Source organism: Tepidamorphus sp. 3E244 (assembly GCF_046159835.1).
Taxonomy (GTDB): domain Bacteria; phylum Pseudomonadota; class Alphaproteobacteria; order Rhizobiales; family Tepidamorphaceae; genus JACKJK01.
This window is the reverse complement of the sequence record NZ_JBJXCY010000001.1, coordinates 632,589-651,936: the sequence shown is the minus strand read 5'-3', so window position 1 is coordinate 651,936 and position 19,348 is coordinate 632,589. Positions and strand designations below refer to the sequence as shown.

General features: G+C 65.3%; 20 protein-coding genes. 7 read left to right on the top strand and 13 right to left on the bottom strand.

The window, feature by feature from the left end; all coding sequences use genetic code 11:
• Nucleotide 1: 1 nt before the first annotated feature.
• From scpA to ACKTEK_RS02995, 3 genes are read right to left on the bottom strand one after another with little or no spacing between them, the layout of a single operon-like run.
• Nucleotides 2-2,158: a methylmalonyl-CoA mutase gene (gene scpA, locus ACKTEK_RS03005; protein WP_409163754.1), complete on the bottom strand. Its 2,157-nt coding sequence runs from the start codon at nt 2,156-2,158 to the stop codon at nt 2-4.
• Between the two features lie 14 nt (nt 2,159-2,172).
• Nucleotides 2,173-3,990, bottom strand: a complete 1,818-nt coding sequence (locus ACKTEK_RS03000; protein WP_409163753.1) for a methylmalonyl-CoA mutase family protein — start codon at nt 3,988-3,990, stop codon at nt 2,173-2,175.
• Nucleotides 3,991-4,009: 19 nt separating this feature from the next.
• The gene (locus tag ACKTEK_RS02995; protein WP_409163752.1) at nt 4,010-4,375 is read right to left on the bottom strand and encodes a DUF2267 domain-containing protein; all 366 of its coding nucleotides are present in this window, start codon (nt 4,373-4,375) and stop codon (nt 4,010-4,012) included.
• 246 nt (nt 4,376-4,621) lie between these two features.
• Here ACKTEK_RS02995 and ACKTEK_RS02990 point away from each other — a divergent pair, with 246 nt between their 5' ends.
• From ACKTEK_RS02990 to ACKTEK_RS02980, 3 genes are read left to right on the top strand one after another with little or no spacing between them, the layout of a single operon-like run.
• Nucleotides 4,622-6,136, top strand: coding sequence for a helicase HerA-like domain-containing protein (locus tag ACKTEK_RS02990; RefSeq protein WP_409163751.1), 1,515 nt, complete (start codon nt 4,622-4,624; stop codon nt 6,134-6,136).
• A gap of 29 nt (nt 6,137-6,165) precedes the next feature.
• Nucleotides 6,166-7,563 (top strand): M20/M25/M40 family metallo-hydrolase, encoded by a 1,398-nt coding sequence (locus ACKTEK_RS02985; RefSeq protein ID WP_409163750.1) that lies wholly within the window; start codon nt 6,166-6,168, stop codon nt 7,561-7,563.
• The gene (locus tag ACKTEK_RS02980) at nt 7,527-7,934 is read left to right on the top strand and encodes a DUF3429 domain-containing protein (RefSeq protein ID WP_409163749.1); all 408 of its coding nucleotides are present in this window, start codon (nt 7,527-7,529) and stop codon (nt 7,932-7,934) included. The genes ACKTEK_RS02985 and ACKTEK_RS02980 overlap by 37 nt, the downstream gene beginning before the upstream one ends.
• Before the next feature lie 267 nt (nt 7,935-8,201).
• Here the strand turns inward: ACKTEK_RS02980 and ACKTEK_RS02975 are convergent, their stop codons facing one another.
• Entirely contained in the window at nt 8,202-9,116 is a 915-nt protein-coding gene (locus ACKTEK_RS02975; protein ID WP_409163748.1) for a cytochrome c, read from the bottom strand.
• 44 nt (nt 9,117-9,160) lie between these two features.
• Nucleotides 9,161-9,610, bottom strand: coding sequence for a c-type cytochrome (locus tag ACKTEK_RS02970; protein ID WP_409163747.1), 450 nt, complete (start codon nt 9,608-9,610; stop codon nt 9,161-9,163).
• A 268-nt stretch (nt 9,611-9,878) separates the two neighbouring features.
• Between ACKTEK_RS02970 and ACKTEK_RS02965 the strand changes: the two genes are divergently transcribed.
• Together ACKTEK_RS02965 and ACKTEK_RS02960 are read left to right on the top strand one after the other, a co-directional pair.
• A complete protein-coding gene (locus ACKTEK_RS02965; RefSeq protein ID WP_409163746.1) occupies nt 9,879-10,733 on the top strand; it encodes a branched-chain amino acid aminotransferase in 855 nt (284 codons plus the stop codon).
• A gap of 39 nt (nt 10,734-10,772) precedes the next feature.
• Nucleotides 10,773-11,066: a hypothetical protein gene (locus tag ACKTEK_RS02960; RefSeq protein ID WP_409163745.1), complete on the top strand. Its 294-nt coding sequence runs from the start codon at nt 10,773-10,775 to the stop codon at nt 11,064-11,066.
• 10 nt (nt 11,067-11,076) lie between these two features.
• Here the strand turns inward: ACKTEK_RS02960 and ACKTEK_RS02955 are convergent, their stop codons facing one another.
• The 3 genes from ACKTEK_RS02955 to ACKTEK_RS02945 all read right to left on the bottom strand — a co-directional run bounded on the left by ACKTEK_RS02955 (nt 11,077) and on the right by ACKTEK_RS02945 (nt 12,943).
• Nucleotides 11,077-11,877, bottom strand: a complete 801-nt coding sequence (locus ACKTEK_RS02955) for a pyrroline-5-carboxylate reductase family protein (protein ID WP_409163744.1) — start codon at nt 11,875-11,877, stop codon at nt 11,077-11,079.
• Between the two features lie 88 nt (nt 11,878-11,965).
• Nucleotides 11,966-12,175, bottom strand: coding sequence for a DUF2892 domain-containing protein (locus ACKTEK_RS02950; protein WP_409163743.1), 210 nt, complete (start codon nt 12,173-12,175; stop codon nt 11,966-11,968).
• Between the two features lie 165 nt (nt 12,176-12,340).
• Nucleotides 12,341-12,943 carry a superoxide dismutase gene (locus ACKTEK_RS02945; protein WP_409163742.1) on the bottom strand — a complete coding sequence of 201 codons (603 nt, stop codon included), beginning with the start codon at nt 12,941-12,943 and terminating at the stop codon, nt 12,341-12,343.
• Between the two features lie 392 nt (nt 12,944-13,335).
• Between ACKTEK_RS02945 and ACKTEK_RS02940 the strand changes: the two genes are divergently transcribed.
• The gene (locus ACKTEK_RS02940; RefSeq protein ID WP_409163741.1) at nt 13,336-14,706 is read left to right on the top strand and encodes a TIGR03808 family TAT-translocated repetitive protein; all 1,371 of its coding nucleotides are present in this window, start codon (nt 13,336-13,338) and stop codon (nt 14,704-14,706) included.
• 4 nt (nt 14,707-14,710) lie between these two features.
• Here the strand turns inward: ACKTEK_RS02940 and ACKTEK_RS02935 are convergent, their stop codons facing one another.
• Both ACKTEK_RS02935 and ACKTEK_RS02930 read right to left on the bottom strand, forming a co-directional pair.
• Nucleotides 14,711-15,877: an acetyl-CoA acetyltransferase gene (locus tag ACKTEK_RS02935; protein ID WP_409163740.1), complete on the bottom strand. Its 1,167-nt coding sequence runs from the start codon at nt 15,875-15,877 to the stop codon at nt 14,711-14,713.
• Nucleotides 15,878-15,986: 109 nt separating this feature from the next.
• The gene (locus ACKTEK_RS02930) at nt 15,987-16,553 is read right to left on the bottom strand and encodes a hypothetical protein (RefSeq protein WP_409163739.1); all 567 of its coding nucleotides are present in this window, start codon (nt 16,551-16,553) and stop codon (nt 15,987-15,989) included.
• 86 nt (nt 16,554-16,639) lie between these two features.
• On the opposite strand from ACKTEK_RS02930, the gene ACKTEK_RS02925 reads away from it, so the two are divergent.
• Nucleotides 16,640-17,014 (top strand): hypothetical protein, encoded by a 375-nt coding sequence (locus tag ACKTEK_RS02925; RefSeq protein WP_409163738.1) that lies wholly within the window; start codon nt 16,640-16,642, stop codon nt 17,012-17,014.
• 4 nt (nt 17,015-17,018) lie between these two features.
• Here the strand turns inward: ACKTEK_RS02925 and ACKTEK_RS02920 are convergent, their stop codons facing one another.
• From ACKTEK_RS02920 to ACKTEK_RS02910, 3 genes are all read right to left on the bottom strand, one after another.
• Entirely contained in the window at nt 17,019-18,041 is a 1,023-nt protein-coding gene (locus ACKTEK_RS02920; RefSeq protein WP_409163737.1) for an asparaginase, read from the bottom strand.
• Between the two features lie 59 nt (nt 18,042-18,100).
• A complete protein-coding gene (locus ACKTEK_RS02915) occupies nt 18,101-18,499 on the bottom strand; it encodes a hypothetical protein (RefSeq protein WP_409163736.1) in 399 nt (132 codons plus the stop codon).
• Nucleotides 18,500-18,561: 62 nt separating this feature from the next.
• Nucleotides 18,562-19,326 carry a hypothetical protein gene (locus tag ACKTEK_RS02910; RefSeq protein ID WP_409163735.1) on the bottom strand — a complete coding sequence of 255 codons (765 nt, stop codon included), beginning with the start codon at nt 19,324-19,326 and terminating at the stop codon, nt 18,562-18,564.
• Nucleotides 19,327-19,348 lie beyond the last annotated feature (22 nt).

Genomic DNA, 19,348 nt, shown 5'->3' with positions numbered 1-19,348 from the left:
CTTATTCCGCGGCTTCCCGCGAATGACCCAGGCGCCGGTTCAGGTCGTGGACGAGATTTTCGGCGGCCTCGGCAATCACCGTGCCGGGCGGGAAGATCGCGGCGGCACCGGCTTCCTTCAGCGCGTCGTAGTCCTGCGGCGGGATGACGCCGCCGGCAACGATCATGATGTCCGGGCGGCCCTCGGCGGCAAGCGCGTCGCGCAGAGCGGGCACCAGCGTCAGGTGGCCAGCGGCGAGCGAGGAGACGCCGACGATGTGCACGTCGTTTTCAATCGCCTGCCGTGCGGCTTCCTCGGGCGTTGCAAAGAGCGGACCGATATCCACGTCGAAGCCGAGATCGGCAAAGGCCGAGGCGATCACCTTCTGGCCCCGGTCGTGACCGTCCTGGCCGACCTTGGCCACGAGGATGCGCGGGCGGCGGCCCTCGTCTTCCTCGAAGCGTTCGACAAGATCCTGAACGCGGGCAATCTGGTCTGCCATGGCATGTCCCTCGCGGCGGTAGACCCCGGAAATGGCCTTGATCTCTGCGGTGTGGCGGCCCCAGACGCGCTCCAGCGCGCCGGAAATCTCGCCGACGGTCGCCTTGGCGCGCGCGGCTTCGACCGCGAGCGCCAGCAGGTTGCCCTCGCCGGTTTCGCCGGACTTGGCCAGCGCCTCGAGCTTCGCGTCGACCTCGGACTGGTTGCGCTCGGCGCGCAGGCGCTCAAGCTTCTCGACCTGCTGTGTGCGCACGGACGAGTTGTCGACCTTGAGGATCTCGATCTCGGCATCCTCGGAAGTGCGGTACTGGTTCACGCCGATGACAGGCTGCTCGCCGGAATCGATGCGCGCCTGCGTGCGGGCGGCGGCTTCCTCGATCTTCAGCTTCGGCAGGCCGGCGGCAATCGCCTTGGCCATGCCGCCCATCGCCTCGACTTCCTCGATATGGGCAATCGCTTTGGCGGCGAGGTCACGGGTCAGCTTTTCGACAAAGTAGGAGCCGCCCCACGGGTCGATGACGCGGCAGGTGCCGGATTCCTGTTGCAGGAACAGCTGGGTGTTGCGGGCAATGCGGGCGGAGAAATCCGTCGGCAGGGCCAGCGCCTCGTCCAGCGCGTTGGTGTGCAGCGACTGGGTGTGGCCGTGTGTTGCGGCCATCGCCTCAATGCCTGTGCGGGTCACGTTGTTGAACACATCCTGCGCCGTCAAGCTCCAGCCGGATGTCTGGCAGTGGGTGCGCAGTGACAGCGAGCGGGCATCCTTGGGGTCGAACGTCTTCATCAGGTTCGCCCAGATCATGCGGGCGGCCCGCATCTTGGCGACTTCCATGAAGTAGTTCATCCCGATCGCCCAGAAGAACGAGAGGCGCGGCGCGAAGCGGTCGATGTCGAGGCCCGCCTTCACGCCGGTTCGCGCGTATTCCAGCCCGTCGGCCAGCGTGTAGGCCAGCTCCAGGTCCGCCGTCGCACCGGCTTCCTGCATGTGGTAGCCGGAAATCGAGATGGAGTTGAAGCGCGGCATGTTCTGCGCGGTGTAGGCGAAGATGTCCGCGATGATCCGCACCGATTGCTCGGGCGGATAAATGTAGGTGTTGCGGACCATGAACTCCTTGAGGATGTCGTTCTGGATGGTCCCGCCGAGCTGTTCGGGCTTCACGCCCTGTTCCTCGGCCGCGACGATGTAGAGCGCCATGACCGGCAGCACGGCACCGTTCATCGTCATGGAGACCGTCATCTCGTCGAGCGGGATGCGGTCGAACAGGGTGCGCATGTCGTAGATGGAATCGATGGCGACGCCCGCCATGCCGACATCGCCCATGACGCGCGGATTGTCGGAATCGTAACCGCGGTGTGTCGCCAGATCGAAGGCGATGGACAGGCCCTTCTGACCGGCGGCGAGGTTGCGGCGGTAGAAGGCGTTGGAGTCCTCAGCCGTTGAAAAGCCCGCATACTGGCGAATCGTCCATGGCTTCTGGACATACATCGTCGGGTAGGGGCCGCGCAGGTAGGGCGCGATGCCGGGCCAGGAATTCAGAAAGTCGAGGTCGTCACGGTCAGTCGCGTCGAAGCGCCCGGGGATCTCGATGCCTTCCGGGGTCTCCCAGGGTTCCGCACCGGGGGCAGCGCCGCTCGCGGGAACGGCGAAATCGACCTTGGTGAAATCGGGCAGTCCGCTCATCTGGTTGACCCTCCCTACCGTGAAACCGCGGTGTGCGCGGCTTCCAGCGCGTCGAGAATATCACATCCTGCGAAAAGGTACCGCGTCACGCCCGCTTCGCTCAGCGCGGCTTCCATGTCGCCGGGGCGGCCCGCAAGCCATACCTCGCCCACACCGGCACCCTTCAGCGCCCTGGCAAGGTCTGCGGCGTGTTCGGCATAGAGCGCATCGGTGGAGCAGATCACGGCGAGCTTTGTGCCTGATGTCTTGGCGGCGTCAGCAATAGCGGAAACATCGGTGCCGCCCTCGCCCCCCTCAGCCGCGATACCGCCGGAGGCCAGCGCATTGGCGGTGAACATGGCGCGCGGATTGAACTGCGGCACGGTGCCGATATTGGCGAGAAACGCCGTTGGCCGCGATGCCGCCGCGTCCGCACAGTCGCGCAGCGCCTCAAAGGGCTGCGACATGCGCATCGCGGGCAGCGCGCCCGCGTTTTCGGCCTTCGGCGCGGGCTTGAGCACGTCCGGCTGCGTCTCGTTGAGGTTCGGGAACTCGGAGACTCCCGTCAGCGGCAACTTGCGGCGCGCGATATCCTTCTCCAGCGCGGCGCGGGCTTCCGCGACCTCGCCTGCAAACCTGCCGGACGCGAGACTCGCGATGATGCCGCCCTCGCCTTCGATTTCCTGGAACTGGGCCCAAGCAGCCTTGGCGAGATCGAGCGTCAGCGTCTCGACATAGCCGGACCCACCGGCAGGATCGGCGACGCGGTAGAGGTTGGATTCGCCGATCAGCACGTTCTGGATGTTGCGTGCGACGCGGCGCGCGAACCGGTCCGGCAGCCCGATCGCCAGCGTGTGCGGCAGCACAGTGATGCCGTCCGCCCCGCCCAGACCGGCGGCGGTGACGGCTGCGGTGGCGCGCAGGAGGTTCACATAAGGGTCGCGGCGGCTCATCATGCGCCAAGCGGTTTCGGCCTCGAGCCGCAAGGCGACCGGCGGCAGGCCGGAGGATTCCTTCACCCGTGCCCACAGGATGCGCATGGCGCGCAGCTTGGCGATGGTGAGGAAGATGTCAGCGTCGGCGGACATGATCGCGAGGACGCGGCCCGCCATATCCGGCACCGAAAGTTTCGCCGTTTCTGCGGCCCGCAGGTTTTCCACCAGCACGGCAAGCGCGAAGGCCAGCTCCTGCGCGGGCGTGCCACCGGCATCATGGATCACGCGGGCATCCGCCGTGATGACGGTGCCGCCGAAGCCGTGCACAGCGAGAGCGGCAAGGTCCTTGCCAAGGCTCTCCAGCGTCGGCGCGCCCGCGCCGGTGGCGGCATGGAGCGCAACCGGATCATGGCCCGCATCGACATTCGCCACCGCGCCGCCAAGGTCGCGGTCGGCGAGTTCATTTGCCAGCGCCTGGGCCAGTTGCACGGTCTGCATGCCTGCGTCGAGGCGCAGACGGATCATGTCGAGGTTGATGTCTTTGAGGCGTGTTGCGAGATCGTCCGTGCCCGCGCCGAAGCCGCGCGCACCGAGCCCGCCTTCACCCACGAGCACCAGCCCGTCGGCACCGCCTTCGAGGTCGGCAAGGCCCTGTTCTGCTGCAGCCTTGGCGTCTGCCAGGTCCATGCGCTGGGCCAGCGTCCAGGGGCCGGCTTCTACGCGCGCCGGGCGCGCAGGCGATATTTCGGTCTGGGGATAGAGCGGCGCGATATTGAAGCCGTCACGGGTGCGCGTGACGAGCGTGCGGTCGTAGTCGGCCCCCTTCAGCGCCTTGTCGACCAGTCCGCGCCACTGGTCCTCGCCCGCTTGCGGAAAGGCCTCGCTGAGACCGTCAGGATCGAGACCGAGTTCGCTCATGCCACCCCCAATGCTGTCCTCACACGAACTGGCTGATGCCGGGGATCGACCGGATGATTTCGTTGACCAGATCGTCGCCTGCATGTTCGCGCGCATAGTCGACGACTTCGCGCGTCACGCTCTGCACTTCGCCCATGCCGAGCCCCGCCGCCTGCATCTGGCCCATGGCACCCATGGCCGCCATCATGCCGCCGCCGAACATGCCGCCGCCGGCATCCTCGCCGGCTGCCTCGACGGAGCCGGGCAGTTTCTCGAAGAGCTCGTTCACCTTGTCGCGGGGTCCGGCCTGCTTGAGAAATCCGAGAATGATCTCGATCGACTTCTCCGCCTGCTGCTCGGTCACGCCGACATTCGAGACGATGCGCTGCACCAGGTCCTGCATCATGTAATTCGCCTCCCGGGCTGGCCTCATCCGCAGCTAAACTACAGATGGCCTTGAGGAATTTCGCGCATGCACGGAACGAAATATAGCCGCCGGATGCAGCGGCTATATCGCATGCACATCAAAGTACGCGCAACTGCACTTGCGTTGCGCCAATGGTATGAAGCCATTCGATTGCGATGTAGGGCGAACCGCCTATAAGAAAACGGACAGGCAGCACGAGCCGGCGCGGCACAGACGAGGGGTAACATGCAGGACAATTCGGTACTGATCGGGGCAAGCCCGGAGGGACAGCAGTTCCTCGACCTGAAACTGGCGAACCGGCACGGCCTCGTGACGGGTGCGACCGGCACCGGCAAAACGGTGACCCTGCAGATCCTCGCTGAAGGCTTCGCCGCGCAGGGCGTTCCGGTTTTCTGCGCCGATGCCAAGGGCGACCTCGCCGGCATTGCCGAAACCGGCGAGCCGAAGGACTTCATTACCAAGCGTGCGCAGGAGGTCGGCCTTGGCGAGATGGAATACGGTCCCTCGCCGGTCATCTTCTGGGACCTGTTCGGCCAGCAAGGCCACCCGATCCGCACCACCGTGACCGAGATGGGGCCGCTGCTCCTGTCGCGGATGCTGGACCTGTCGGAAGCGCAGGAAGGCGCGCTCAACATCGCCTTCAAGATCGCCGACGACGAAGGGCTGCTGCTCGTCGACCTGAAGGACCTTAAGGCGCTGCTGATGGAACTCGTCGAGCGGCCCGAGGAAATCCGCTCCGAGTACGGCAGCGTGTCCAAGGCCTCCATCGGCGCGATCCAGCGCAAGATGCTGGTGTTCGAGAACCAGGGCGGTGAAGACTTCTTCGGCGAGCCGGCGCTCGATATCCGCGACCTGATGCGCATCGACCGCGACGGGCGTGGCTTCATCAACGTGCTGGCCGCCGACAAGCTGATGCAGAGTCCGCGCCTCTACGCGATGTTCCTGCTGTTCCTGATGTCGGAACTGTTCGAGGAACTGCCCGAGGTCGGCGATCCGGAAAAGCCGAAGCTGGTCTTCTTCTTCGACGAGGCGCACCTGCTGTTCGACGAGGCGCCGCCGATCCTGATGGACAAGATCGAGCAGGTGGTCCGGCTGATCCGCTCCAAGGGCGTCGGCGTCTACTTCGTGACGCAGAACCCGCTCGACATTCCCGAAAGCGTGCTGGCCCAGCTTGGCAACCGTGTGCAGCACGCGCTGCGCGCCTATACTCCGCGCGAGCAGAAGGCCGTGAAGACCGCGGCCAGCACCTTCCGCCAGAACCCGGAATTCGACACCGCGGACGCCATCACCCAGCTTGGTGTGGGTGAAGCGCTCGTCTCCACGCTTGGCGGCAAGGGCGTGCCCACCATCGTGCAGCGCACGCTCATCCGGCCGCCTGCCTCGCGCATCGGCCCGGTCGACTTCAAGGAACGCGAGGCCATCATGTCGGACAGCCCCGTGCGCGGCATGTACGACACGCCCGTCGACCGGGAATCCGCCTACGAGGTTCTCGCCGAGCGCGCCAAGAAGCGGGCCGAAGAGGAACGCCTCGCGGCCGAACGCGAGGAGCGCGAGAAGGAACTGGCACGGCTGGAGAAGGAAGCGAGCAAGCGGACCAAGAGCCGCTCGTCACGCTCCAGCCGCAGCGATTCCCTTGCCGAAGCGGTGCTAAAATCCGCCGGCCGGTCTGTCGCAAGCTCGGTTGGCCGCCAGATCGGCAAGGCGCTGTTGCGCGGCATCCTCGGTTCGCTGGCGCGCTAGCGCCAATCCATTCCCCCCTGGAGAGCTTCATGTCCGACACCAAACCCGTCCTCGACCAAGTCGACGCCGATATCGACAACGCGCTGGAGCGGCTGTTTTCGCTGCTGCGCATTCCGTCGATTTCCACCGACCCGGCCTATGCGGACGATTGCATCGCCTGCGCCGATCATCTCGTCGCGGACCTGAACTCCATCGGCTTCGATGCCTCGCGCCGCAAGACCATCGGCCTGCCGATGGTGGTCGCCCACGGCGGGCCGAAGCCCGGCACCGGCGCTGGCCCGCACATCCTGTTCTACGGCCATTACGACGTGCAGCCGCCGGACCCGCTGGAGAAGTGGACGAGCGGACCGTTCGAGCCGGTTGTGAAGGAAGGTGCGAACGGCAAGCAGATCGTCGCGCGCGGCTCGTCCGACGACAAGGGCCAGCTGATGACCTTCATCGAGGCGGCGCGCGCCTACATGGCGGTGCACGGCGAGTTGCCGATCCCCGTCACGATCCTGCTGGAAGGCGAGGAAGAGTCCGGTTCCAAGAGCGTCGGCCCGTTCTTTGCTGAGAACAAGGATGAGCTGAACGCCGATGTCGCGCTCGTGTGCGATACCGGCATGTGGGATGCCGATACGCCCGCCATCTCCACCCGACTGCGCGGGCTGGTGCATGACGAGGTTTTCATCACCGGGCCGAGCCGCGACCTGCATTCCGGCCACTATGGCGGCGCGGCCATGAACCCCATCCGCGTGCTGGCCAAGGTCATCGCCTCGCTGCACGACGAGAACGGGCGTATAACCGTGCCGGGCTTCTACGAGGGCGTGAAGGATCTCGAGCCGGAAATCCGGGCGCAGTGGGACGGCCTCGGCTTCGACGAGAAAGCCTTCCTCGGCGACGTGGGCCTGTCGATCCCGTCGGGTGAGAAGGGCCGCAGCGCGCTGGAACTGCTGTGGGCGCAGCCGACCATCGAGGTCAACGGCATCAATGGCGGTTATACCGGCGTCGGCTCCAAGACGGTGATCCCGTCCCTTGCCAGCGCCAAGTTCACGTTCCGCCTCGTTGGCGAGCAGGACCCGGCTAAGCTGCTGGAGGCCTTCCGCGCCCATGTGCGCGCGCTGATCCCGGCTGACTGCAAGGTCGAATTCTCCGCAGACGGCGGCGGCTCGCCGGCGCTGGAGCTGCCGCTCGACAGCCCGCACCTTTCCGCAGCACGCGAGGCACTGAAAGCCGAGTGGGACAAGGACGCAGTGCTGATCGGCATGGGCGGCTCCATCCCCATCGTCGGCGATTTCAAGCGCGCGCTCGGCATGGACACGCTTCTCGTCGGCTTCGCGCTCGAGGACGACGCGATCCACTCGCCCAACGAGAAGTACAACCTCAAGAGCTTCCACAAGGGCATCCGCTCATGGGTGCGGATCATCGACGAACTGGCCAAAGGCTGAGCGGTCCGGCAATCCGCAACTCGCCGCGCGGCGGCGGGCGGTTCGTCGGGCCGTATGTGCAGCTGTTCTACGGCGCGGTGATCCTCGCCTTCATGTCCGGCGTGCTTTGGGGATTTGCCACCAAGGCTGACGGGCGGCGGGCGACGCTTGCCTATGCCCTGTCGGTGCTGCCGGCCCTGTGGGCCTTCTTCACCACCGGCGGCGGGGCACATGCAGCCTCCGCCAACCTCGTCATCGGTTTCCTCGGCCTGCTCGGCCTCGACTGGCTGTTCAGCCGCTGGGGCCTGACGCCGCCATGGTGGATGAACCTGCGCCACCTGCTGACGGCCATCGTGGTGCTGTGCCTGGCTGCGACCTACCTGCGGGTTTAAGATATTGCAGGGCCATGGAAACCGCAGGGCAAATCTAAAATGGATAACCACGAAAGAATTTATGATTTTCTTGTCAGCAGAACTCCCAATCCAATCTGCGATGATTGCTTGTCGGAAGGTGCAGACGTCAGCCCACGGCAGCAAATAAATCCAATCGCGCGAGCGTTGGCACTAACGACTGATTTTGCTCGCAATAAGGACGTTTGCGCTCAGTGTGGTCAGACCAAGTCGGTCACAAGATCACTGCGTCATAAAAATAAGTTTTGATCACTGAAATCCGTTCGGCAGCGCCGGGATGGACTTGAGGTATGCCGCCATCGCCGCGCGGTCTTCCGCCGGCAGTTTCGCCGTGTTGCCGACCACGGCCCCCATGGACCCGCCGAGCGTGTCGTAGTCGGGCGTGAAGCCCGATTCCAGCGCGTAGGCGATATCCTCCGCCAACCACGAGCCGATGCCCTGCTCGTGCGGGGTGATGTTGGGGATGATGCCCTTGCCTTCCGGGTTCGGCGCGCCGGCCAGCCACTGTGAACGGCGCAAGCCCCCGATGAAGTCACGCGGGGTGTGGCACTCGCCGCAGTGTCCCGGCCCGGTCACGAGATAGGCACCGCGATTGATCTCGTCGCTGGCATCCGGGTCCGGCTCGAACCGCTCGCCGTCCAGGTAGAGCAGCTTCCACAGGCCAAGTCCGCGCCGCACGTTGAAGGGGAATCCGACTTCGTGGTCGGGGGCCTTGCCCGCGACCTGCGGCAGCGTGTCGAGATAGACCTTCAGGTCGACGAGATCCTCAAGGCGCATCCGCTGGTACGAGGTGTAGGGGAAGGCCGGGTAGTAGTGGCTGCCGCCGGGCGACGCGCCATAGTGCATAGCATTGATGAAGTCGAGCGTGCTCCACGACCCGATGCCGTCCTGCGGGTGGGGCGAGATGTTGGGCGCGATGAACGTTCCGAAATCGCTGGCGAGGCGGACCCCGCCGGGCAGTTCGGTCTTGTTCTCGGCCTCAGGCGCTGCGTGACAGGAGGAACACCCGCCCGCGTAGAAGATGCGTTCGCCGTTTTCGACGTCCGCCGTGTAGCCGTTGAGGTCGGCTGGCAGCGCGGAGAGCCGTGTCGGCTCGGAGAGATACCAGAACAGGCCGGCGCCAATTAGGGCCAGCAGAACGATCATGCGAACCAGCGTTTTCATTCCGCCAGCCTTCCGGTGCCGGCCATGCCTGTCAAGCTGTCAGGTCAGCTCTTCTTCACGCGGTAGTCGTCGTGGCAGGCCTTGCAGGTGCCGCCGATCTTGCCGAGCTGTTCCTTCACGTCGTCCAGCGACTCCGCCGGGAACGCGATGGCATCGGCCGTGACCGTCTCCATGGCGCGCGCCTTTTCGACGAAGCCTGCCATGTCTTCCCAGATCTTCGGTCCGGCCTCGGTGTCGCCGCCTTCCATGGAATCCTCGGGGAAGAGGTGCACGAAGCCAATGGCCGCGTTGTTCATGGTGCGCACGGCGAGGTTGGCAGCGGTCGCGTCGAATTCCATCTCGCCCTTCGCCATCTTCGCCAGCGTGCCGATGGCAGCGCCCGTGTTCTTCATCATCATCTGCCGGTCGGCGATGGGGTCATCGCTTGCAGCGGCGGCGGCAATTCCGCCGGCGAGGATGCCGGCCGTGGCGAGAAGGGTCAGGTTGCGGATCATGGTGGGGGTTATCCTCTGCGTGATCGAATTGGCGCGGCACATGAGCAGGCGACCGCCATGCGCCATGCACGCCAGCCTACCCGCGACTTGCGTCGCTTCTGCCATCGTGGACACCTCGCGCGCGGGCGCAACTCACAAATTCGTATGGCGCGTTCGCAGGCGCAGCAAAGCGCGCGTGTCGCGGCTGCCCTGCGCGCTCGACGGTTGACCGGGCCAGCGTGCAGCCGTTGGATAGGCGCCAAGGGAAACGCGTGCGGGAGAAGACGCGATGGCGCAGCACACGAAGACGTGGACGTGGTTCAAGGGCGAGTGGCTGGAAGGCAATCCCGGCATCGTCGGCCCGCGCACCCATGCGCTTTGGCTCGGATCGTGCGTCTTCGACGGTGCGCGCGCATTCGAAGGCGTGACGCCGGACCTCGACCGCCATTGCGAGCGGGTGCAGAATTCTGCTGGCGCGCTCGGGCTGAATGCCACGATGCAGACCGGCGAAATCCTCGAGCTTGTGCAGGAAGGGCTGTCGAAGTTCGGCGGCGAAACCGCGCTCTACATCAAGCCGATGTACTGGGCCGAGGAAGGCGGCTACGTCTCCGTCCCGCCGCTGGCGGAATCCACCCAGTTCTGCCTGTGCATGTACGAAGCCGAGATGCCGGAGCCGCAGCCCATCGCGGTCACGAGATGCTCGTTCCGCCGCCCGACGATCGAGACCGCGCCGGTCAACGCCAAAGCCGCCTGCCTCTACCCCAATTCGGGCCGCGCGCTGCGCGAGGTGCAGGCGAAAGGCTTCAACAACGCGGTGGTGCTGGACTCGCTATCGAACGTTGCCGAACTCGCCACCGCGAACCTGATGATGGTGAAGGATGGCGCGGTCCACACGCCCTACCCCAATGGAACGTTTCTCAACGGCATCACCCGCCAGCGGGTTATCTCGCTGCTGCGCAAGGACGGCGTCTCCGTCCACGAGCGGTCCATAGGCTATGGCGAGTTGCTGGAAGCGGACGAACTGTTCTCGACCGGAAACTATCTCAAGGTCAGCCCGATCAACCGGATCGACGACCACCACATGCAGCCAGGCCCGGTCTACGAGCGCGCACGCCAGCTCTACTGGGACTGGGCACACGGCTGAGCCTTTGCGCGCGGGCTTTCGGGCCCTAGCTTTCCGTCCATGACGATTCGCATGATCCTGCCGCTCGCAGCCATTGCGCTTGGTGCCGCGACGCTGGCTGCACCGGCGCAGTCCGACCCGCGCCATGCGGGCGTGCGCTGCACGCCGGCATCCGAGCAGGCCGGTGCGCGATGGGCCGGGACCTACAGCGGCACGGCACCCAGCGGAAGCTTCCCGCGCGCATGGTCCGGAACCCGCTGCTTCGGCTCCCAAGCGGAATGCGAAGCCTGGCTGAACGCGATGACAGGGCTCTACAGCTACTCGACGCGCTACAGCTACTGCCGCCGGGCTTGAGGCTGCGATCTCACTCCTTTCCGATGGAGCGTGTCCGCTCGACAGCCGCATCGAGACCGTCCGCGACCGCTTGGGAAAGCAGCGAGGCATCCATGGCAAGCAAGCCGGCAGCGGTGGTGCCGGCATAATCGATCATCTCGCGCACGTGTTCGCCGGCCGTTGCCTCGTCCTCGGCGAGGATGGTGCCGCCAGCCAGGAACAGTTGCCGCACGGCCCGATCTGCGATCTGCGGCGCGATACCTCGCGCCGTCGCATATTCGCTGACGCAGCGCGCAAAGTAGGCGACGAAGCCCGGAACCGGCCCGGTGATCGCGGTGAAGATGTCGATGTGGGATTCGTCCCTCACTTCATCGGCGGTGCCGCACGCGCCGTATAGTATCGCGGCCGTCTCCCGGTCAGACGCGGTTGCGCCCTCCCCCGCACACCAGGGCGAATAGGCCAGCCGCCTGGAGGCAGCGGGGCTCGACATGCCGCGAATGACGCGCCGTGCGCCTGTCCGCTCTTTCATGTCGGCAATCGTGACGCCGGCCATCACCGACAGGATGAGCGTGTCTGCCGCTTCTATTGAGAGATCGTGAAACTGCGCGGGAGGAACGCTGAGCAGCACCGTGTCGCAGGCCGCGACGAGTTCCGCATTGTCCGAGGTGAACCGGAGGCCGGGCTGATCGGCAAGGCTGCCGGACTCGCCGGACCGGTTGGCGATCCACAAGTGTTCCGGCGCGACCACGCCGCACGAAAGCCATCCGCGCGCAATGGCGCTGCCCAATTGCCCGGTTCCACCGATGATGCCGATTGTCTGCTCGCCAGCCATTGCTCACCTGCCCTTCGCGACCGATTTTGCGAAGGCTAGCATGGGCCGGTTCGACATGAAGACACCGGTGGGACGGAACGCGCGGCCCCTACGACTCGGTGCGCTGCTCGCAGGTGGAAATGCCAAGAAGCGTGTAGGCCGGGCAGAAGCCGATGACCGACGTGACAAGCGGAATGATTCCGATATAGCCGATCCACTTCCACGTGATGTCGGCGGGTCCGAAGATCGCGAAACCGATCAGCACGATGCCGACGGCGGCACGTGCCAGACGGTCCAGATTGCCCATGTTGTTCGTCATGTGGAGCCTCCTTGGCCGGCGCGAAGCTCTCTCCGCGCAAACGACATATAATATTCTTATAGCCGAATATGAATTGATGCGCATCATGTCGCGCGCATGGGCTGGAAAAGAAAAGGCGCCCGGGAAACCCGGACGCCTTGATGTCTCGATCTGGCGGGAACCGCGTCAGGCAGTCGCCTTGCGGTACAGTTCCTCGACATATTCCCAGTTGATCAGATGGTCGACGAAGGCCGCGAGGTAGTCCGGACGGCGGTTGCGGTAATCGATGTAGTAGGAGTGCTCCCACACGTCGCAACCCAGGATCGGCGTCGCGCCGTTGACCAGCGGGTTCTCGCCGTTCGGCGTCTTCATGATCTTGAGCTTGCCGCCCTTGACGGCGAGCCAGCACCAGCCGGAGCCGAACTGACCCTTGCCGGCCTCGATGAACTGGCCGCGGAACTCGTCGAACGAACCGATATCGGACGTGACGGCCTTTTCCAGCGAACCGGGCAGCGAGTCACCGCCGCCATTCGGCTTCATCCAGTTCCAGAAGTGCAGGTGGTTGTAGTGCTGCGCGGCATTGTTGAAGAGCGGCTGGTTCTTGCCATGCGAGCCCTTCACGACCTCTTCGAGGCTCTTGCCCTTGAGGTCAGACTCCTCGAGCAGCTTGTTGCCGGTCTCCACGTAGGTGTTGTGGTGCTTGTCGTGATGAAACTCGAGTGTTTCGGCCGACATGTACGGCGACAACGCGTCGTACGCATACGGCAAATCGGGCAATTCAAAAGCCATGACCTCAGTGTCCTCTGTCTAGTTCCGGGCGATCGGCGAAAGCCCCCGCCGCCAAGGTGGCAGCCGCAGCCGGTTGCCATGCGCACGGGCTGAATGCCTGCCGCAGGTCCGGTCCATGCGTCCTGGTGGATCGTTCTGCCACCGCGCCACAAGGTTATTGTCGCTGCGCACCGACTGCAATCGGCTTGAAAACGCAATTCGTCGCGTCGACGCGCAAACTGTCTCAACGGTTGCGGCTGTTTGAGCGCCAACCGCACGCTGACAATTAGGCTTGGTGAGGCGCGAGGCAACAGCTTCGAGCATTTCCCTTGCGCGAAACAGCCCCTGCGAAAGCGCCATCGTGTATAGGTTGAATCGAATGCGCCGCAGCGCAGATCGCAAGGACGCGAATGATGAGCCGCAACACCCCACAGACCGACCTGGCCAGGCGCCGCGCGCTGGCTGCGCTCACAGGTGCCGGGCTTGCCATCGCGGGCGGTGGAAACCGCGCGCTGGCCGGGCCTATGGCAGACGGGACGTCCTACGGCATCGTTGCCGACAATGGCCGCGACCAGGCGCCCGCGATTGCAGCCGCGCTGACCCAGACCGCCGCGACCGGCGCGACCCTGTTCCTGCCGCCGGGTGTCTATCCGGTTTCCGCGCTGAACCTGCCCAACGGCAGCAGCCTCGCCGGCGCACGCGGCCAGACGGTGTTGACGGGGACCGGTGCCGCTCCGCTCATCGCGACGGCCGGCGCGCAGGCTGTGAGCGTTGCGGGCATCACCTTCGACGGGCAGTTGGCGGGCGGTGACGAGCCCGGCGGCGCGGTGCAGTTTCGCTCGGCCAGCGGGTTGCGCATAACAGGGTGCCGCTTCACGGCGGGCGAACGCGCCCTGCTGCAACTTTCGGGCTGCGCCGGGACGATCGAAGACAACCTGTTCGAGAAAGGGTTCGACAGCGCGATCTTCGCAACCGACAGCGCGGGCCTAAGCATCACCGGCAACGAGGTGCGCGACATGGGCGACAATGGCATCCTCGTGTGGCGCAGCGAAGCCGGCGAAGACGGCACCATCGTCACCGGCAACCGCATCACCCGCATCGGCAACCGGTCCGGCGGCAACGGCCAGTACGGCAACGGCATCAACGTCTACCGCGCGGGCAACGTCATCATCGCCAACAACCGCATCACCGACTGCGCGCTGTCGGCGATCCGCGACAATGCCGGCTCCAACTGCCAGATCGTCGGCAACGCGACGACCCGCAGCGGCGAGACCGCCATCTTCGTGGAATTCGGGTTCACCGGCGCGGTGGTTGCCGACAACATCGTGGAAGGCGCGTCGACGGGCATTTCCGTCACCAACTTCAACGAGGGCGGGCGCATGGCGACCGTCACCGGCAACGTGGTGCGCGACCTCTTCCGCGACACCGCGCGCAAGGAAGGTGAACCGCAGGCGCACGGCATCGGCATCGCGGTGGAGGCCGACACCATCGTCTCCGCCAACGTGGTGGAGAACGCGCCGTGGATCGGCATCTCGCTCGGCTACGGGCGATACCTGCGCGGCGTCATCGCCAGCGACAACGTGGTGCGCGGGGGCGAATACGGCATCGCTGTTTCGGTGGTGCGCGGTGCGGGCACGACCGTGGTGCGCGGCAACGTGCTGAGCGGCCAGTCGAAGACGGCAATCGCCGGGTTCGACCACGACGAGGCGATCACCGGCGACCTGATCGATTCCGGCACCGACGACTACCCGCACCTGACGATGTCGGGGAACCTCGCCTCCTGACGCCCTAGCGGATGCGCTCCAGGATCGAACAATAGTTGGCGACCGCTGCCCCGCCCATATTGAAGATGCCGCCGAGCTTCGGTGCATTCAGCTGCATGTCGCCGGCCTCGCCCGTCAGCTGCATCGACGTCAGCACGTGCATGGAAACGCCCGTCGCACCGATGGGGTGACCCTTGGCCTTGAGGCCGCCCGAAGGGTTCACCGGAAGCCTGCCGTCCTTGCGGGTGATGCCTTCCTTCAGCACGTCCGCACCGCGCCCTTCCGGCGCGAGGCCCATGGCCTCGTACTCGATCAGTTCGGCGATGGTGAAGCAGTCGTGGGTCTCGACGAAGGAGAGGTCGTCGAGCGTGACGCCCGCCTTCTTCAGCGCGCCCTGCCAGGCCTTGGCACAACCGTCGAACTTCAGGATGTCGCGCTTCGACATGGGCAGGAAATCCTGCACGTGCTCGGTGCCGCGGAAGGCGACCGCGCGGTTCATGCGCAGCGCCGTGTTCACGTCCGTCAGCACGAGCGCTGCGGCCCCATCGGACACCAGCGAACAGTCGGTGCGCTTCAGCGGACCGGCAACCTTCGGGTTTTTCTCGCTCTCGGCGCGGCAGAAGTCGTAGCCGAGGTCCTTTCGCATCTGGGCGAACGGGTTGTGGACGCCGTTGGCGTGGTTCTTGGCGGCGATCATCGCCAGCGCGTCGGACTGGTCGCCGTGGCGCTGGAAATACTTGTCGGCGATGACGCCGAAGATGCCAGCGAAGCCGCCCGGCGTGTCGCCGTCTTCTTCCAGGTAGGACGCCTTCTTGAGGATTTCGCCAATTTCCGGACCCGGCGTGCGGGTCATCTGCTCGACGCCGACGACCAGCACCACGCGGGCGTCGTTCGCGGCAATGGCGCGGATGCCCTGGTGCACGGCAGCAGAACCGGTCGCGCAGGCATTCTCGACGCGGGTGGCGCGCTTGAAGCGCAGCCGGTCATCGGCCTGAAGCACCAGCGAAGCGGTGAAGTCCTGCGCGGAGAAGCCGGCGTTGAAATGCCCGAGGACGATCTCGTCCACGTCCTCCGGCCCGATGCCGGCATCTTCCAGCGCCTGGTTCGCGACGCGCACGATCAGGCCTTCAACGGTCTCGGCGTCGTGCTTCCCGAACGGCGTGTGCGCCCAGCCGACGATACATGCGGTCATGACGTTTCTCTCCGTGAGCCGCGCTTGCGCGCAATCTTGTTCCGTTTCAAAACTAGGCCCTTGCACCCTGCCCCGCAACGCCACGGCGCGCATGCGGGTCATTCGCGCGTCACTGCACGTGCGGCAGGACCAGCGTCCACCCGAAGCCGTCGGCGTCCGGAACCAGCACCTTCTTGCCGGCGCGGGTGTAGGTCGGATCGTCGGTCACGGTGAAATTCTGCCGGATCGTGAAAGCCAGGCCGGGGCTTGCGATCTCGCCGTCGATCTCGAAGCTGCCACCGTCCTGCGCAGTGCACAGCAGGGCCGATCCGCTCGCCTCCGCAACGCCGCAACCCGCGACCTCGGCATAGAGCAGATCGCCGATGATCGCCGTCACCATCGCCTGCGGCGCGTCGTCCTCGCCGGGGGCTGCGGACCTCGCGGCATCGAAGAATTGCTGAAGCGTCGTGCCGGGACGCGCAATCAGCACGACGGCGAGATCGCTCGCCAGCGCGGGTCCATCTTCGAGCCAGAGCGGTGAATTGCCGGGCACACGGAAGACGATCCCCGCACTGACATTGGGCAGGCCCGACATCTGTTCCTCGGCATCCAGCTGGCGGGCGGTGATCTCGTCGGCACGCGCGGCCAATGATCCGGCGAAGAGCAGCAGTCCGGCGGCGATCAGGCGTGTCAGCATGGCGTCGGTTCCTCGCGCATTGGGAATAGTCGCGCATTGTGCAGCGCAGCTTGGCACCGCAGGCCACGCTCGGCTAGCCTCGCGCCATGAGGAATGCCTGTCTCACTGTCGTGGTTGCTATCGCGGCGCTTGCATCGCCGGGCGATACCACGCGGGCCGATGCACTCGCCGAACGCGGCAAGGTCATCGCCGAGACCCATTGCAGCCGCTGCCATGTGGTCGGCGATTTCAACAAGTTCGGCGGCGTGTCGTCGACGCCCTCGTTCCAGTTGCTCGTGAACCACATCGATGACTGGGAGGAGCGCTTCCTGACCTTCTACACGCGCCGCCCGCACCCTTCGATCGTGCAGATCGAGGACGTGGAGCGGCCCGAGGATTCACCTTATATCGTCGCGCCCATCGTCTTCGACGTGAACGACGTCGACGCCATCCTCGCCTTCGCGCGCACGCTGAAGCAGTGAGGCGTCAGAGCGTCCGCAAGGCTTCCAGGAACGGGACGGCTGGCCGGAGCTGACCGCAGACCGCACCGGCGGCGTTCTTCACCGGCGGCGCCATCTTCTCCTCGATAAAGTCGTGGTCTTCCGCCGACTGGAGTGCGAAGCGCGAGATGATCGAAGCCGCCACCACTTCGGACGCGCGCGCCGCGCCATCCTCCATCTTGATGGCAGCGGCGATCTTCAGTTTCGGGAAGACGACCACGTGGACGCCTTCCGCGCCGCCCTTAGCGAAGACGCGGCCACCGAAGGCCTGCATCACCTGCGTGTCGAACCGCCCTTCCCCGCCAACGGCATGGGGTTCGGCCATGCAGACCTTCATCAGCCTGTCGGCGGCGGCCCGCCGGTCGATGGCGATGGACCCGTCGCCGGTCAGGCGGGCAAAGCCGCGCGCCAGCATGGACAGCGGCACCGCGATTGTCGGAAGCGAACAGCCGTCGATGCCGGTCGGGAAATCGTCCATGGGCCGCCCGAAGACATCCGCCATGACCTGCCGTATGCGCGCCTGCACGGGGTGGTCGTAGGACTCGTAGCCTTCCTGCGGCTCGCCCATGTGGCCGGCCACCGCCAGCATGCCGGCATGTTTTCCCGAACAATTATTGTGGCACTTGGTCGGCGTTTCGCCAGCCTCGCCCATGTCGGCGATGACGGTCGGAACGGACGGCCAATGCGGCCCGCAGGCAAGCGCGCTCTCGCCAAGACCGAGGCGTTCCAGCAGGGCATTTGCGGTCTCCACGTGCCTGCGCTCGCCGGAATGGGACGCGCAGCACAGGGCGAGTTCGTAGTCGGAGAGGTTCAGGTCGTCCGCAGCGCCGCTTTCCACCAGCGGCAGCGCCTGGATCACCTTGACCGTGGAACGCGGATAGACCGGGTCTTCCGTCGCGCCGGCGGCAAACAGCAAGCCGCTGTCTGCATGCACGATGGCGAAGGAGCCGCGATGGCGGCTCTCGACCATGTCTCCCCGCGTTACCTCGACCAATACCGGCAGCGCCATGATTTCCCCCGCGAATCCGAAGGGGGAACGCTACAGCCAGCCCCTGCCGAGGCATAGCTTCAGATTGCGAAAATCAGCAACAACAGCAGAACGCCGAACGCCAGCGTGACGCCGCCGAACACCTTGTGCAGGCCGCGATTGTCGGCGATGGCCGAAAACCAGCCGAGAAAGGTCTGCGGGATTGCGACGAGCAGCACGCCCTCGACCAGCGCCGCCCAGCCGACGAGCGAGACAATGATCTCAAGCGGCGTGTTCCAGACGTTGTGAACCGCGACCACGGCCGCGCCGGTCACGAAGGCGACGAGACCGCACAGGTAGGTGACGAGCGGGCTGGCGCGCAGGTCTGCGAAGATTTCAGCCACCATGCCGCGATCCGACATCACGCGGATGCCGGCGGCCAGCAGGTAGAGCGAGAAGAACAGGGCGATGGCCTGTGTGGTACCGAACTGCGAAGCCATGTGAGCCTCCTCAAATCCGTTTCAACCAGCCATCACTCTAGCACTCGCACGTGGCACCCGCGTCAGGACAACCACGCAGCGCCGCGCGGATGCAGCAAGCCGGCGCGCGCATAGAGCCTGTGCAGGAACATCCAGCGGATGAACTGCGTGTTCTTCTCGAAGCGGAACGGAACGAAGATCGAAACCAGCAGCAGCAGCGAGAGGACAACGATCAACAGCAGCGGGATCGACAGCGCCTTGCGCATCCAGCCGAGCGCCGGGTCGGTGAGGTACTGGAAGAGCAGCACGACGTTGATCCAGTAGCAGTAGAGGTAGACGAGCACGAAGGGGATCGCCAAAAGCAGCACGAAGGCGGTGCTGAACGACTTGTGCACGGACCCCGACTGCAGGAAGCCGAATTTCGGCGCCACGGCGATGGTCCAGGCGGAATTGCCGTCGAGCAGCGTCACGAGCGCGGAGGGGTTCGCCTTGCCGATACGCTGGCGCACCAGCGCCTGCGTGAACGCCTCCAGAAAGAAGTAGTTGATGATCTGGATGGTCGAGAAAGCCAGCGCTGCGGCGGAAACGAACAGCACGAAATAATACGAGATCGGGATGTCGGCGAAGACCGGGATCTTCAGCGATATGTTGCCGTTGCCCATCTTCAGCCAGTACGACGCCACGATGCACACGAACATCATCGAGATGGCGAGCTTCACGCACTTGCCGCGCTCGGCGACCAGCATCTTCAACGCGTCGAACGGCGGAACGAGATCGCCCGTCACGCGCAGCGCCTTGCGAAACTCGTGCGTCGCAAGCGCAATCGGTGTCACGTAGGTATCGCGCATGGCCTCCCCCCTTTCCGCTGGG